13 protein-coding genes are annotated in these 15700 nt (G+C 42.8%); 4 read left to right on the forward strand and 9 right to left on the reverse strand.

Annotated elements, in window-relative coordinates; genetic code table 11:
• Positions 1-8: 8 nt before the first annotated feature.
• Positions 9-884 (forward strand): U32 family peptidase, encoded by an 876-nt coding sequence (locus PR709_RS14235; RefSeq protein ID WP_014657333.1) that lies wholly within the window; start codon positions 9-11, stop codon positions 882-884.
• A 138-nt stretch (positions 885-1022) separates the two neighbouring features.
• Here PR709_RS14235 and PR709_RS14240 read toward each other — a convergent pair whose 3' ends face one another.
• The 6 genes from PR709_RS14240 to PR709_RS14265 all read right to left on the reverse strand — a co-directional run bounded on the left by PR709_RS14240 (position 1023) and on the right by PR709_RS14265 (position 7064).
• Positions 1023-2219, reverse strand: coding sequence for a glutathionylspermidine synthase family protein (locus tag PR709_RS14240; RefSeq protein WP_004915847.1), 1197 nt, complete (start codon positions 2217-2219; stop codon positions 1023-1025).
• Positions 2220-2221: 2 nt separating this feature from the next.
• Positions 2222-2950 (reverse strand): DUF1190 domain-containing protein, encoded by a 729-nt coding sequence (locus tag PR709_RS14245; protein ID WP_076914545.1) that lies wholly within the window; start codon positions 2948-2950, stop codon positions 2222-2224.
• Between the two features lie 16 nt (positions 2951-2966).
• Positions 2967-3374, reverse strand: a complete 408-nt coding sequence (locus PR709_RS14250; RefSeq protein WP_004915844.1) for a DUF350 domain-containing protein — start codon at positions 3372-3374, stop codon at positions 2967-2969.
• A 404-nt stretch (positions 3375-3778) separates the two neighbouring features.
• Positions 3779-4936, reverse strand: a complete 1158-nt coding sequence (locus PR709_RS14255) for an ABC transporter permease (RefSeq protein WP_004915840.1) — start codon at positions 4934-4936, stop codon at positions 3779-3781.
• Complete coding sequence (locus PR709_RS14260; RefSeq protein WP_004915838.1) at positions 4936-6081, reverse strand: ABC transporter permease; 1146 nt, start codon at positions 6079-6081, stop codon at positions 4936-4938. The genes PR709_RS14255 and PR709_RS14260 overlap by 1 nt, the downstream gene beginning before the upstream one ends.
• 11 nt (positions 6082-6092) lie before the next feature.
• On the reverse strand, positions 6093-7064 hold the full coding sequence (locus PR709_RS14265; protein WP_004915837.1) for an HlyD family secretion protein: 972 nt from the start codon (positions 7062-7064) through the stop codon (positions 6093-6095).
• A 241-nt stretch (positions 7065-7305) separates the two neighbouring features.
• On the opposite strand from PR709_RS14265, the gene PR709_RS14270 reads away from it, so the two are divergent.
• From PR709_RS14270 to PR709_RS14280, 3 genes are all read left to right on the forward strand, one after another.
• Complete coding sequence (locus PR709_RS14270) at positions 7306-8991, forward strand: sensor histidine kinase (RefSeq protein ID WP_004915834.1); 1686 nt, start codon at positions 7306-7308, stop codon at positions 8989-8991.
• A gap of 15 nt (positions 8992-9006) precedes the next feature.
• Complete coding sequence (btsR, locus tag PR709_RS14275; protein ID WP_014657331.1) at positions 9007-9723, forward strand: two-component system response regulator BtsR; 717 nt, start codon at positions 9007-9009, stop codon at positions 9721-9723.
• Positions 9724-9818: 95 nt separating this feature from the next.
• Positions 9819-10193, forward strand: coding sequence for a YjaA family stress response protein (locus PR709_RS14280; RefSeq protein WP_004915826.1), 375 nt, complete (start codon positions 9819-9821; stop codon positions 10191-10193).
• A gap of 115 nt (positions 10194-10308) precedes the next feature.
• Here the strand turns inward: PR709_RS14280 and PR709_RS14285 are convergent, their stop codons facing one another.
• From PR709_RS14285 to pnp, 3 genes are all read right to left on the reverse strand, one after another.
• A complete protein-coding gene (locus PR709_RS14285) occupies positions 10309-12177 on the reverse strand; it encodes a DEAD/DEAH family ATP-dependent RNA helicase (protein ID WP_004915822.1) in 1869 nt (622 codons plus the stop codon).
• Positions 12178-12346: 169 nt separating this feature from the next.
• Complete coding sequence (gene nlpI / locus PR709_RS14290) at positions 12347-13264, reverse strand: lipoprotein NlpI (RefSeq protein ID WP_004915819.1); 918 nt, start codon at positions 13262-13264, stop codon at positions 12347-12349.
• Positions 13265-13342: 78 nt separating this feature from the next.
• Positions 13343-15466 (reverse strand): polyribonucleotide nucleotidyltransferase, encoded by a 2124-nt coding sequence (gene pnp / locus PR709_RS14295; protein WP_014657328.1) that lies wholly within the window; start codon positions 15464-15466, stop codon positions 13343-13345.
• Positions 15467-15700 lie beyond the last annotated feature (234 nt).

The following is a 15700-nucleotide window of genomic DNA, read 5'->3' on the forward strand; positions in this document are numbered from 1 at the left end:
AATAGATGATGAAGTATGCATTAGGGTCAGTTCTTTATTACTGGCCTAAACAAGAGCTATATGATTTTTATCAGCAAGCAGCACAAAGTGAAGCCGATATTATTTATCTTGGTGAGACGGTTTGTAGCAAGCGCCGTGAAATGAAACCGGCTGATTGGATTGAATTAGCAAAAACGCTAGCGCTAAGTGGCAAGCAGATTATCTTAAGTACATTAGCGCTATTGCAGGCACCTTCCGAACTTAAAGAAATAAGTAAACTCGTTGATAATGGCGATTTTTTGGTTGAAGCCCATGACTTTGGTGTCGTCAATATGCTCACTGAGCGCCATCTTCCTTTTATTGCTGGTCATGGTTTGAATTGTTATAACGCACAGACCCTCAATATATTATTACGCCAAGGCATGCAGCGTTGGTGTATGCCTGTAGAGCTTTCTCGTGACTGGTTGATCAATTTACTCAATCAATGCGATGAATTGGGGATACGTGGCAAATTTGAAGTAGAAGTGATGAGTTATGGTCATTTACCGCTGGCCTACTCTGCTCGCTGTTTTACTGCCCGCTCAGAAAATCGTGCCAAAGATGATTGTGAAACTTGCTGCATTCACTATCCTCAGGGGCGAAAGGTGTTCTCTCAAGAACAACAGCAAGTGTTTACTCTCAACGGGTTACAGACACAAAGTGGCTATTGCTACAACCTAGGTAATGAGCAAACATCTATGATTGATTTGGTTGATATTGTACGTATTTCGCCGGAGAACATTGAGTCTCTAGACATATTGGCGCAATTTAAAGCGAATCAAACCGGAGAAGCGCCACTGGTCATCAATGACAAGAGTTGTAATGGTTATTGGAGGCAAGTGGCAGGATTAGAAATGCTGCCTTAGCCGCAATATCAATCAGCGCCATTGGATAAAAAGCGGGAGCAAACACCAGCTTCCCGCTGTGTATTCATCCTAAAGCATCTCATTGATTTTATTTTTGAAAAATGAATAAATTGCACGGTTCACAGCATTACCTCACACTCACTCATTCATAATATAGTGAGGAACAAACCTAGAAGTATCTTTTGTGATTAAAGAGTTATCTTCACGTATACCTATCCCTGCTGGGGCATCCCCCACCACCCAGCTCCCAATTAAAGTGTAGTCATTACCGAATTTAGGCAAAAAAGCACTCGCCTGATAAATTCTAGGCTCATGAGCATACATCCCTAATTCTTGCGTGATCACTTCTTGCTCATTATTAAAAAATAATGAAACATTAGCGCCTTCCCGTGAAAATAATGGCTTTGTCGTAAACCCTTGCCACGCTTTCCCCATATCCTGTTTTAATTTTCCCACAATATCGCTCTGCTCATCCGCAAAATAGGCAGGAAGTAAGTTAGGGTGATTAGGAAAAAAACGCCATAATAACGGTAATAGTCCTTTATTACTTAAAATGGATTTCCATAAAGGTTCTACCCATTCTGTTCGTTCACTACGTAATACCGGACCATAATCATCTTGGAACATCCATTCATATGGATATAATTTAAAGCCTTGGTGAATAATTTGATCTTGTAAATCCGTAAAAACACCACCTAAGCCTAATCCGATGTCTTCCACATAAATAAATTGTGTCTGTAGCCCTGCTTGACGCGCACAATCTTCCAAATATAAAACAGTTCCTCTATCTTCAATGGAGCCTTCGCAGCAACAAAAATAAAAAGGGTGCTCATTGCGCCACAATAAAAAACGCTGGATAAGCTTTTCCTGTATCGAATTAAATTGATCGGCATTTGCAGGAAGCATACCTCTATCTGTCATGTCAGATAACCATTGCCATTGAAAAAATGCCGATTCATAAAGTGATGTCGGGGTATCTGCATTATATTCCAGCAACTTTGCAGGCTGATATCCATTCCATGAAAAATCCATTCGCCCATACAGTGATGATTTATTATTTCGCCAACTATTTGCAATCGCATCCCAATATAATTCAGGTATGGCTAATGCTTCTAAAATACGTTCATCATTGATAGCAGAATTGACTACTTCTAAGCACATTTGGTGCAACTCTTCGGTTGGGTCTTCGATGCCAGATTCAATTTGCGCTAATGTAAAACAATAAGCATGCGATTCATCCCAATAAATTTCATTGTCGATAATATGGAAGTCAAAACCATAATCTTGCGTAATTCGCACTAAATCTTCGCGTGGCTTTACAGGTATTCGTAACATAATTAACCACCTCTACTCCCCGATTTATGCCCAAAGCCCCCTCTTGATGTTGTTTTAGTCGAATTATTACTATATTTCGCAGGCTTTAGCCTATTCGAACCATCAGCAACCCATTTATCGGATGAACCTAGCTCATGATAAATATTCGGTTCATTTTTAGCGCGATAAAATGGACGAACTCGTGAAAAATAGTAATGAGAGCCTGAGTAAGAGCTGGTTGTATGACTACTACTTGCTGGCTGCGGAAATTCATTAAGCGCAAAACCAGCCAATTTGGGGCCATAAACATCACGCTGTATGCTATCGCAATATTCTGGCTTTGATTGTAATAAGCATTGCTGATATTCTCTTATATTAAGGGCACGATGAACTAAAACACAGTTATCTTTCCCATAATGATATTCACAATCAACTAATCGATTGTAAATCGCCATGCTTCTATTCAATTCTTGTTGTGCTTCTTCTTGTTTTTGTTTACAAAAAGAGTTGCTATAACCTGCAAGCTCACAATCATTAAGCCCCTTGAAAATCGTTATTTTGGGTGTTGGTGATTCGTCACTGCAACTGCGTAACCCCAAAAAAACGGCTCCTCCCATAATTGCCAACGTAAGTATATTAGCGCCTTTGCGTGGTTCATCTTTTACATCAAGGCCAATACGCTTTAATTCAGGCCCCTCTTGAGCCTTATTATACTTACGCTGTTTTCTTTTGATTTTATTTTTATTTTTCATAGAACATCATTATTCATCAATAGCTCATGCTTACTGCATTCAAAATACCAAATCCAAGTGATGTTCCACCTAAAAAGAGGCCTGCGGATATATTATTTTGCTCTATTTTTTCACTGATTTTTGGCATATAGATTTTTGTTGCGCCAAGAACAAGCAATTGAACTAATAATGCAATAACACCCCATATTATACAGTCAAGAATACTAATAGAATGAGAAATCGCACTCGATAACGGAGTGATATAACCTAGCATCGCACCAATAAATGCAAGGCCAGCGGCGGTATTATTCTGTTTAATTAATACCCATTCATTATGACGCGATATACGTGTATAAATAAAGAGGAATGCAAGTACCATAACAGCACCAATTGCAAAATAACTAATAAAGGAGAGTAGAGCAGAAAGTATAGCTGTAAAATCCATGAAATTATATTTCCGTGAAAAAGGAATAAATGTAGCTTAACCTTTTTCAAAAATAAAGAGATTATAAATAATTCAGTGCATTTTACTTTTATCTAGAGACTATGATCTAATGATTCATTTTTTACTGAGCATGATAGAGTAGTAGTATCAAATAAGTCGCTTTATTAATAATAGAATAACTGCATAAGGTCTAAACGATTAATTGATGATGACAATTCTGTCACGAATAAACCAATAATGGATTTTTCTTATCTAATGTTAAAAATACTTATATTTAAGTAAGAATACCAAACAGATAAAGATAATAATATTGAGAGCAAAATGATTAGTGGTGTTGCAGCTGGCTACCACCAACTGCAATCGTTTTTTATTTTCTGACAATCAAACACGCCAGAAGAATAATATTAATTATGATGTTGTTTACGCCAACGATGAATAATATGAGAAATCTGACGTAATTCACCATCACGCAACATGCCAATTAAGACACCAATTACAGTATAAATCACACCGAGCACTAACATCATCACAATATCCATCAAGACGCCACTAAAAGGTAGCCCCATTTGATTGATACCCGCCATGGCACTCGTTGCCCATGTTGATGGTAAAGCCGAAGCAATCATTCGTACCCATTCTGGCATGGCTTGTAAGGGCCATATCGTACCGGACATGTAAAAGACAGGTGTTGTAATAAACGCTAATGTCAGATAAATCATCTCGACACTACGCAAACACTCAGTGACCAACTTCCCTAACCCAATTACGGCAAGCAAGAAGGGAAAAGTGAGCATCCACAATTGATACAATGGCGCCTCTTGACGATAGCCTAAGATCCACGGCCATAATGCAAAAAAGACGGTCGATAAAAATAGCCAGATCGGTATCAAGGCCGATAGCGCCCCCAAATACACCGCTAATGGTGGTTTACCTTTCGGTGTACCGCGGATAGCAATACTCACGCGAACACAAGCAATCAGCAAGGAGTGTTGTAACAACATCACTAACAACCCAGGAAACACAATCGCGGCAAAGCTTACACCCGGGTTATATAACGGCTCTGTTAAACTACGTATTGGCGTAATAATGACGTTCGCTTGCTCTTGACTAAATCCTGAGTTGATGAGTAATTGGGTGTTATAGCTATTTAATAACGTTTGATACGCACTCATTAGCTCTTGCTGGATCTGACCACTTGCTAAACGGTTTGTCGCATCACCATAAACGGGGATAGTGATATTTTTCCCATTTAGCAGGAATTTTTCAAAGTCTGTCGGGATAATAATAATGGCAAAAAGCTGCCGATTAATCATATCCTTACGAGCTTGTTCCAAATTGTCATAGCTGTGTAATTTAACTTTAGGCGCCGCATCCAAATCGCGGATAAGTGCCCGACTTGCCACACTATGATCCTGATCGATGACTGCAACAGGCAGATCCCACAAGACGGGTTTCGCATACACCAAACTCATCACACACAGTGAAACGATCAATAATAACCACATTGGCTTATCTAACATGCCAATCAGCACCTTACGGAAAGTCGCAAAATACATTTGCATTACAGCTCCCCTCCTTGTGCCGCAATACGTTTCGGCAAGCGCTTACGGATCAAAAATGCCGTCACTATTGGATAAATCAGCAAAAATAGACACACTTCCACAATACGTTTAAATGAGATCTCACGTAGGAAAATATCAAACATCGCATTGAGTGTATGAGTTAATGGCTCGATATTGGAAATAATCTGCGCAGGTAAAATCATGGATAATTCCGGTACAGCCATACCGGAGAAAGCGAGTGCAATACTCACTAGCATCCCTATCAAGCTGTAAGCCATAATCGCACTTGAAGTAAAGCTAAATAGCAGTAGCCCAATACTTTGTGCCGCTATTACATAGAAAAAGCCCACCATTATCATATAGAGGGGATTCCCCACAACCTTAGCATCAAAAATACTGACCAAAGCCGCAAGTTCAACCACTAACAGTGTCGTAAAAAATAGCGTATAAGGAGCCATTTTCCCTAAGACCGCCATACCGAAAGGCTTCACGCTTTGTAAGATAGAACTACGTGATAATGTGTAAATCGTACAGGTCACCACAAACAGTTGTAGCATATGAATGGTAGCCGCAAATTGCTGATAATAAATATAACTACCACTAGGGTTAAATAAACTGTCATAAGAGAGGGTCACTTGAGCGAGCGGTGGTAATGCTTTCCCCATCGAACCTGCCAACTGAGTTCGATATTTGGCATTTAGCTCAGCCACCAGCCCACTAAAGTCTTGGATTGCATAGCTCCCTGACGCATAAAACAGCGCGTTATAGTACATGCGTAGCTCAGGTTGACGCCCCCGTAATGCATCGGCCTCAAAATTAGTCGGCACGTACAGCAGCGCATAATCCTGTGCACTGGCTAATCGTTTTAACGATGTATTAAGATTATTATCAATCGCTTTAACGTCAGCATGGGGTCCAGCATTGAGATCCCGGATAATTTGTCGGGAAACGGGGCTTCTGTCATTATCCACCACCGAAACAGGCAAATCCATCAACGTTCCTTCTGAGAAGTTAGCACTAACTAACGTGAATAACATTAATGGAAACAACCAGCTTAACCAGTGAAAAACCGGACTACGAATAGCGGCTTGTGTTTCTCGACTGAATGCATGCTCAAAACCATGCCAAGCGAATTTTAATCTCATACTCGCGCCTTTTATTTATCCCAGCGCCATAGCACGCTCATTCCAGGCCTTAAGCCGTCAACAGGCTCTACTGGATACAAACGAACCTCAAAGGTTTTCAAGTCAAAATCCCCTGTTGCACGTGTTGCCCTTTTTGTTGCGTAATCCCCTTTTGGCGCAATATAACGCACCTCAGCTTCGATTTTTTTATCGCCTAATGCAGGCACATCAAGCTGAACTCTATCGCCTTTTTTCACATCGACAAGAATGTCTTCACGTAAGTTATAGATAAAGTAAGACTGCGGTATACGCACCATGGTCAAAAGCGGGCTGCCCGCATTGAAAATTTCCCCTACTTCTGCGGGAATTGGACCGATTTCCCCATCCACTGGCGCTTTCACTTGTAAATCATCTAATTGGACTTGAAGCTCCGCGAGTTTTTGTTCAGCTTCATTCAGCGCCGCCTCATATTTTTGACGCAATTCAATGCGATCACCATTCTTAGCTTCTTCAAGCTGCGCTTTTGCCCCTTGAACTTGCTGAAAAGCAACTTCTTTCGCTTTACGCGCATTATCAAGCTCATTGGCTGAAACATAGCCTTTAGCCGATAAATTACTTAAGCGTTGGTATTCACGAGACGCATTTTGGTATTGTGAATTGGCTTGTGCCAATGAGGCTTGCAGGTGACGGATCGTCTCTTCGCGAGTGCCATGGAGCGATTGTGCTAACTGTGCCTTTGCTTGATCTCTTGCGGCTTTCAAGGCAGCGTATTGCGCTGTTAGCTCAGGGCTTTCTAAGGTCAATAATAACTGCCCCTTTTTAACATCATCCCCACGCTCAACATGACGCTCAATAACACGACCTTTAGCCTTAGATGTGACCATGACTTCGGGTGCATCAACTTCACCTTGTAATAGCAAAAATTGATTGTGAGAATGGAAAAGTGCCGCCGCCGCTATCAAAATCAGCATCAACAAAATCAGTGCTATTGTTCTTTTTTTCATTATTAGTAAAACCCTAAATAATCACGGAGGAAACTATGGCTATAAAATTATCGCAGTAATTGCCGATACAGCGTTAATAAATTTGTGCGCAAGGTCACAAATAGAAGGGGGATATATAATATTGAAGTGACTTGCCCCTTATGTCAAATAAAGAAAAGTTAACTTTGACCAAATCGCTATTATCAAATCAGCCGCTTACGTTACAATTGCCCTGTTAAGACGCCACCAACTGGAAACCTTTATGTACGAGTTTGATCTCATTCTGCTGCTACTACAGCAGATGTGCGTTTATTTGGTCATTGCATGGGCGCTCAGTAAAACCCCCCTTGTTATTCCATTATTAAAAGTGACCATTCGCTTACCCCATAAAGTGATGTGCTATCTCATTTTCTCGGTTTTCTGCATCATGGGAACCTATTTTGGGTTACACATTAACGACTCAATAGCAAATACACGCGCCATTGGCTCTGTCCTTGGTGGATTACTTGGTGGCCCCGCGGTTGGGTTTGCTGTTGGCTTCACGGGAGGATTACACCGTTACTCACTCGGCGGCATGACCGCCTTCAGTTGTATGGTCTCCACCATCGTGGAAGGGCTAATTGGTGGCTTAGTCCACCGCTACTATATGAAACGCGGTCAGATCAATAAAATATTTAATCCTCTCACCGCCAGTTGCGTTACCTTTGTGGCCGAAATTATTCAGATGCTGATCATCCTATTACTTGCCCGCCCTTTCGGCGAAGCACTGGAACTGGTCAAAAGTATTGCCGCCCCGATGGTCATTGCCAACACGATTGGTGCCGCGATGTTTATTCGGATTTTACTCGATCGCCGCGCTATCGTAGAAAAATACACAACCGCATTCTCCGCACAGGCCCTAAAAATAGCCCTCTGCACAGATGGTATTTTACGTAAAGGGTTCAATACCGATAACAGTATGAAAGTGGCTAAAATTATCTATCAAGAGCTAGAAATTGGTGCGGTCGCCATCACCGATAGAGAAAAAATATTAGCTTTTATTGGGATAGGAGCCGATCACCATTGCCCCGGAACCCCCATAGCTTCAGAACAATCGCGCCGAGCAATTGATAATAACGAGGTGGTGTATGCCGATGGTAATGAAACCCCCTATAAATGTTCGTTAAGCCCAACATGTAAGCTCGGCTCTGCACTGGTGATCCCACTTAGGGGAGAGAACGAACGCGTTATTGGTACAATTAAACTGTATGAGGCCAAAAACCGTTTATTTAGCTCTATCAACCGTACATTGGGTGAAGGCATTGCGAGTCTATTTTCGGCACAAATCCTTGCTGGGCAATATGAACGCAATAAACAATCATTACTACAATCCGAAGTGAAGCTACTTCACGCGCAAGTAAACCCTCACTTCTTATTTAATGTCCTCAATACGCTACAAGCCGTTATTCGCAGAGACAGCCAACAAGCGGGTCAGCTAGTGCAATATATTTCCACCTTCTTTCGTAATAACCTTAAGCGTCCGGAACAAAATGCAACGCTTGGCGAAGAGTTAGAGCATGTAAATGCTTACTTACAAATTGAGAAAGCACGCTTTTGTGAGAAATTACAGATAGAGCTGGATATCCCTGAAGCATTAAGACAAGTAGAGTTACCTGCCTTTTCCTTACAACCGATCGTTGAAAATGCAATTAAACACGGCACCTCACAGTTATTAGACACTGGATATATTACAATTAGAAGTTATATACGCTGTGAACAGGTTTATATTGAGATAGAAGATAATGCAGGTCTTTATCAACCCACAGCTCAGAACGATGGATTAGGCATGAGCCTAGTTGATAAGCGTCTACGCCTAAAATATGGCGAACAATATGGCGTTAGCGTGGAATATGAACCTGAACAGTTTACGCGAGTGCAATTACGTCTGCCTTATAGGCTAACAGAATAAAATGATTAAATTTCTATGAATGTATTGATTGTTGATGATGAACCACTTGCGCGGGAAAATGTACGCTGTTTGTTGGAAGAGCATGATGATATTGAAATTATGGATGAGTGTGCCAATGCCATTGAGGCGATCAGTGTTATCCATAAAAAGAAGCCCGATGTCGTGTTTCTTGATATTCAGATGCCACGTATTACGGGCCTTGAAATGGTACGCATGCTCGACCCTGAAGATAGGCCTTATATTGTCTTTCTAACTGCATTTAATGAATTTGCCATACAAGCCTTTGAAGAACATGCTTTTGATTACTTATTAAAACCATTAGAGAGTGAAAGGCTAAATAAAACACTAACCCGTCTACGCCAAGGCAAGCAAAAACAAGATCTCGAGATCCTAAGTGACCATGAACCGCTCAAATTTATTCCTTGTACTGGTCACAGTCGTATTTGGCTGATGAAGTTGGACGAAGTGCAGTATGTGACCTCGCGGATGAGTGGTGTTTATGTGATGAGCACGCAAGGTCAAGAGGGCTTCACCGAACTGACACTGAGAACGCTAGAGTTACGCACACCTTTGGTCCGTTGCCATCGCCAGTATTTGGTGAACATGACAGAATTAAGTGAGATTTTGTTTGGTGACAATGGGCAAGCAGAGCTCGTTTTAAGGTCGGGCGAACATATTCCTGTCAGCCGTCGTTACTTAAAACCACTAAAAGAAGCGCTGGGGATCATTTAATGTGCCATACTGACTCTAAATAATTTGCGTTGTCGCTAGGCGACAAGTCAACATACTGCAACTTGGCGGATAACGAGTTTATAAGGAGATCACACATGGCGGACTTCTATTTACAACTTCGCACTAACTCAATGACTTTAAAAAACCTAAAGACCCATGAGGAGTACACCGCCGAAGGGGAGTTCTCATCTTCTCGGTTAATTGTCGGAGATTTCTACGTCGCCCAAAGCCTCCTAATACAGCTTATTGATGCAATGAAACTCAGTATTCGCCTTCCTTTAACCCCTCATCACCGCATTGTTATACAAGCCTTAGAAAAAAATGAAGGTGGACTAAGCCCCGTTGAAGTCAGGTTATTAGAAGAAATTACCGTTACGGCGTTTAATCATAAACTGAAAAAAGTGATTGTCAGCCATGACGAATTACCCATGCCACAAAGGCAAGCGGAAGAATTATTAGATAATAAATAGTGTTATTACCTGCCGTGTTAGAACGGCATAAAAAAACCGCTCCATTAATTTGAAGCGGTTTTTTCACAATTTAAGTCGTGCTTCCTAAATAGAAACACTCGGTAAATGTGTGTAATTAAGCATTATGGCTGGTGCTACGGCGGCGCGGAGCTGCCGAGTTGTGATCTTCATTACGACCACGTCCGTTACCACGATGGCCACCACGACGATTGCCACCCTCACGGTCGTTGCGACGCTCACCATTAAAGCCACCGTCACGGCGTGAACCACCACGACGCTCACGACGTTCAAACGGCTGTGCATCACCAATTAATTGCATTTGCATTGGTTTATTCAAAATGCGTGCACGGCTTAAGTGAGTTAACACTTCGGTTGGCATGCCTTTTGGTAGCTCAATCGTTGAGTGAGAGCCAAACAGCTTGATATTACCAATATAACGGCTGCTAATATCCGCTTCATTGGCAATCGCCCCTACAATGTGACGCACTTCTACGCCATCATCACGGCCGACTTCGATGCGATACATTTCCATATCGCCAACATCACGGCGCTCACGACGACCACTACGATCACCACGCTCTGCACGGTCAAAGCCATTGCCATTACGATCACGACGGCGATCATCACGGTCATTGAATTCACGACGTGGGCGACGCGGTGCATCTGGTGGCAGAATAAGTGCACGCTCACCTTGAGCCATTTTTAGCAACGCGGCGGCCAATGTTTCCATATCAACATCTTCTGACGGTGACAGTTTCTTTAACAGCGCGCGGTATTGGTCTAAGTCACTGCTTTCAAATTGCTGTTGGATTTTTTCAGCAAATTTCGCCTGACGACGTTCACTTAGCAATTGTGAATCTGGCAGTTCAACTTCAGGGATCGTTAGCTTCATGGTGCGTTCAACGTTACGCAGCAAACGACGCTCACGGTTCTCTACGAACAAGAGTGCACGGCCAGCACGCCCTGCACGGCCAGTACGACCGATACGGTGAACATAAGACTCTGCATCCATTGGGATGTCATAGTTAACGACTAAGCTAATACGGTCAACATCAAGACCACGAGCAGCAACGTCAGTGGCGATCAAAATATCCAAACGACCGTCTTTTAAACGTTCTAGCGTTTGTTCACGTAGCGCTTGGTTCATATCACCGTTCAATGCAGCACTGTTATAACCGTTGCGCTCGAGCGCTTCTGCCACTTCCAGCGTTGCATTCTTTGTACGAACAAAAATAATTGCTGCGTCAAAATCTTCGGCTTCTAAGAAACGAACCAGAGCCTCATTTTTGCGCATGCCGTAAACAGTCCAATAGCTTTGAGCAATATCTGGACGTGTTGTGATGCTAGCCTGAATACGAATTTCTTTAGGCTCTTTCATGAAACGGCGTGTTATACGACGAATTGGTTCTGGCATCGTCGCTGAAAACAGCGCTGTTTGATGCTCTGCTGGAATTTGGCTCATGATGTTTTCAACATCTTCAATAAAGCCCATACGCAGCATTTCATCAGCTTCATCCAGTACTAAGCCTTTCAATTTAGACAGGTCTAATGTACCGCGTTTCAGATGATCAAGCAGACGCCCAGGCGTTCCTACAACAACTTGTGGCCCTTGGCGCAAAGCACGCAATTGCACGTCGTAACGCTGGCCACCATATAGGGCCACCACGTTAACACGGCTCATGTGTTTAGAAAAATCGCCCATCGCTTCAGCAACCTGAACCGCCAACTCACGTGTTGGGGCTAGGACTAGAATTTGCGGAGCTTTTAAATCTGGATCAATGTTGTGCAGTAGCGGCAAACTAAAGGCTGCGGTTTTACCGCTCCCCGTCTGTGCCATACCCAACACATCATTACCGTCCATTAACAATGGAATACATTGTTTTTGGATCGGAGAAGGTTTTTCATATCCCAGGTCGTTTAGTGCAGTCAAAATAGACGCTGATAAACCTAAATCAGCGAAAGAGATATCAGTCTCGGTGGTCATGTAAAGGTGCCTCATACTTAATGGCGGCCAGTTTACATAACCGTGCGAAAATCATTTCGGTCATTTTCATTTAAAATGTGAACTGGCTCAAATTGTGTTATTAAACGAACAAATAGGCCGTCACCCCGAAGGATGATGACTCAAAAAATAGTGATGAAATGTTCGTCAGCTATTGCTGGCCCGATTCTAAAAGGTCGTCTTGTTCTTGGCCTAACAGCGCCAATTCCAACAATGCATAGCGGTGTTCAACAAAGCTATGAGCGTTGTTAGCCACCGTCAGTTTGAATAACGCAGTTGCGCTATCCTTATCCCCCAGACTTAGGTAATGCTTACCTAAATAGAAGTTAGTTTCACTGAGATGCTCAGCGAGCGAAGTGTTATCCGTAGAAGTTTCTTTCAAGCGCTCCATCAATGTGTTTTCACTGATTTTGCCAAGGTAAAACTCTACGATATTCCAGCCCCATAGCCCTTTCTCCGCACGGTCATAACGAGCTGCAAGATTATCTTGCGCCACTCGCGGGTCTATGTCTTTCTCAACGAGATAAAGCCATAGCGTGCGAAAAGGATCATTTGGATCTATCTGATAATACGCCAGCAGATCATCTTGCGCTAGTTTGTACCGACCACCGTAATATAATGCGATGCCGCGGTTCATACGCGCGAAAGTGTAAGTTGGATCAAGCTCTAATACAGAATCAAACGCTTCATAGGCGGCATCATAGTTGCCAGCCTGCGTAAAATATATTCCTAAAAAGTTAAAAATTTCAGGAATATCAGGGCGAATCGCTAACGCCGTTGAAAAATCATTGCGCGCTAACGCCCTCAAACCGAGACTATCATACAACACTCCGCGCTCATATAAAAGCTGAGCGTATTCGTCATCGGTTAAAGATCGGCTCGCAAGGATTTGTTCCATACGAGCCAATATTACTTCTTGTTGTAATGAAGGTTGCAGAGGAACAGCAAATACCTCGTTTTTACGCCAATCTTTACTGCTGCATCCAATGAGCACAAAAAAGATAAGCGCAGAGACCACACGAGTAAACGTGCTTAAGCCCCTAAACCGAAGACAGATACTATTCAGCATACTCCGCCCTTACATTACCACTATTTCAGCAAATTACGGCTATGCGCCCTAACTTATAGGGCGCTGCTTAGATTCAGCCTATTCTGCTGAGTCCTGCTGCTGTGCTGGAGTTTCTTCAGTCGCAACAGCTTCTTTCATGCTTAGGCGGATACGGCCTTGACGGTCGATTTCCAACACCTTAACAGGAACTTCTTGACCCATTTGCAGATAGTCAGTCACTTTCTCAACACGCTTATCGGCGATTTGAGAAATATGCACTAAGCCTTCTTTACCACCACCGATAGCAACGAACGCACCAAAGTCAACGATACGAGTAACTTTACCTTGGTAAACACGGCCGACTTCGACTTCAGCAGTAATTTCTTCGATACGACGGATAGCTTCTTTTGCTTTCAAGCCATCAGTTGCAGCAATTTTCACTGTACCATCATCTTCAATTTCGATTGTAGTGCCAGTTTCTTCTGTCAGCGCACGGATAACCGAACCACCTTTACCGATAACATCTTTAATCTTATCTGGATTAATGCGGATAGTGTGAATACGTGGTGCAAATTCAGAAATATCATCACGAGGGCTGTTAATCGCTTGTTCCATTGTACCTAGGATGTGCAGACGAGCACCTTTTGCTTGGTTCAATGCAACTTGCATGATTTCGCGAGTAATACCTTCGATTTTAATATCCATTTGCAGTGCGCTGATACCATCACGGCTACCTGCGACTTTAAAGTCCATATCGCCTAAATGGTCTTCATCACCAAGGATGTCAGAAAGTACGACGAAATCATCGCCTTCTTTAACCAGACCCATAGCAATACCAGCAACCGCTGCTTTAATTGGTACACCTGCATCCATCAGTGCTAAAGAAGCACCACAAACCGACGCCATTGATGATGAACCGTTTGATTCAGTGATTTCAGATACAACACGAACAGTGTATGGGAAATCAGCATGATCAGGCATGACCGCCATCACACCGCGTTTCGCTAAACGACCATGACCAATTTCACGACGCTTAGGCGAACCAACCATACCTGTTTCACCAACAGAGTATGGAGGGAAGTTATAGTGGAACAAGAAGCGATCAGTATATTCGCCCATTAACTGGTCAATAACCTGTGCATCACGTTCAGTACCCAGTGTTGCAGTGACTAATGCCTGAGTTTCACCACGGGTAAATAGCGCAGAACCGTGAGTACGTGGCAGAACGCTAGTGCGTACATCCAGCGCACGAACCATGTCTTTTTCACGACCATCAATACGTGGCTCACCACGAATGACACGGCTACGAACAACTTGTTTTTCTAGGTTCGCTAGAATGTCAGCAACTTCAGCTACGTCGACATTTTCATCTTCAGCCACGATTGCTGCTGTGACTTCTTCTTTGATCAGGTCAACTTGCTCATAACGCTCTTGTTTTTCAGTGATACGATAAGCATCACCCATACGGCTTTCAGCCAGCGCTGCAACTTTATCACGTAAAGCTTGGTTAACTGGCTCTGGTTGCCAATCCCATTTTTCTTTACCTGCTTCTTTAACTAACTCATTGATTTCTTGAATCACGATTTGTTGTTGATCATGACCAAAAACAACGGCACCCAGCATTTGCTCTTCACTTAACAGATCCGCTTCTGACTCAACCATCAGAACTGCGCTTTCTGTTCCTGCTACCACTAAATCAAGGCGGCTTAATTTTAGCTCATCTGCTGTTGGGTTCAGAACATATTGGTCATTGATAAAACCAACACGTGCCGCACCAATTGGGCCATTAAAAGGAACACCAGACAACGCCAATGCAGCCGATGCACCGATCATAGCAACAATATCCGGGTTAACTTGTGGGTTAACAGAAACAACGGTTGCGATGATTTGGATTTCGTTCAGGAAACCTTCTGGGAACAGAGGGCGTAATGGGCGGTCAATAAGACGCGCGATCAGCGTTTCACCTTCACCAGGGCGGCCTTCACGACGGAAGAAACTGCCTGGAATACGACCAGCAGCATAAGAGCGCTCTTGGTAGTTAACGGTCAGAGGGAAGAAGTCTTGGCCTTCTTTAACTTTTTTCTGAGCAACCGCGGTCACGAAAACGGCTGTATCATCCATGTTTACCATAACAGCGGCAGTCGCTTGACGCGCTATCATGCCGGTTTCAATGGATACGGTATGTTGACCGTATTGAAATTTGCGTACGATAGGATTTAACAAAATAGTACCCTTTATTTTAGGCCACTCGACTCTCTCTCGTGGCATTGGCTTTCTCTTCCTAACTACAGCCTCGCGACTAATGAGAAGACAGATATTCAAATGATCAATTTTCTCATTAGCCGCGCGAATCGGTGTAGCTGAAGAGGCGTTAATAAAACAATTAATTACGAATCATAGCTTAGCATTTAAGTTAAGTATAATTCGAGTCTTACTTCAACTTTAAATATAACTTTT

It is taken from the genome of Providencia sp. PROV267 (assembly GCF_028477825.1).
Lineage (GTDB): Bacteria > Pseudomonadota > Gammaproteobacteria > Enterobacterales > Enterobacteriaceae > Providencia > Providencia stuartii.

What these genes read in the sequence shown, in the direction of transcription:
- PR709_RS14235 (WP_014657333.1), top strand. Translation starts at nt 9, where the DNA reads ATGAAGTATGCATTAGGGTCAGTTCTTTATTACTGGCCTAAACAAGAG.
- PR709_RS14240 (WP_004915847.1), bottom strand. Translation starts at nt 2,219, where the DNA reads ATGTTACGAATACCTGTAAAGCCACGCGAAGATTTAGTGCGAATTACG.
- PR709_RS14245 (WP_076914545.1), bottom strand. Translation starts at nt 2,950, where the DNA reads ATGAAAAATAAAAATAAAATCAAAAGAAAACAGCGTAAGTATAATAAG.
- PR709_RS14250 (WP_004915844.1), bottom strand. Translation starts at nt 3,374, where the DNA reads ATGGATTTTACAGCTATACTTTCTGCTCTACTCTCCTTTATTAGTTAT.
- PR709_RS14255 (WP_004915840.1), bottom strand. Translation starts at nt 4,936, where the DNA reads ATGCAAATGTATTTTGCGACTTTCCGTAAGGTGCTGATTGGCATGTTA.
- PR709_RS14260 (WP_004915838.1), bottom strand. Translation starts at nt 6,081, where the DNA reads ATGAGATTAAAATTCGCTTGGCATGGTTTTGAGCATGCATTCAGTCGA.
- PR709_RS14265 (WP_004915837.1), bottom strand. Translation starts at nt 7,064, where the DNA reads ATGAAAAAAAGAACAATAGCACTGATTTTGTTGATGCTGATTTTGATA.
- PR709_RS14270 (WP_004915834.1), top strand. Translation starts at nt 7,306, where the DNA reads ATGTACGAGTTTGATCTCATTCTGCTGCTACTACAGCAGATGTGCGTT.
- btsR (WP_014657331.1), top strand. Translation starts at nt 9,007, where the DNA reads ATGAATGTATTGATTGTTGATGATGAACCACTTGCGCGGGAAAATGTA.
- PR709_RS14280 (WP_004915826.1), top strand. Translation starts at nt 9,819, where the DNA reads ATGGCGGACTTCTATTTACAACTTCGCACTAACTCAATGACTTTAAAA.
- PR709_RS14285 (WP_004915822.1), bottom strand. Translation starts at nt 12,177, where the DNA reads ATGACCACCGAGACTGATATCTCTTTCGCTGATTTAGGTTTATCAGCG.
- nlpI (WP_004915819.1), bottom strand. Translation starts at nt 13,264, where the DNA reads ATGCTGAATAGTATCTGTCTTCGGTTTAGGGGCTTAAGCACGTTTACT.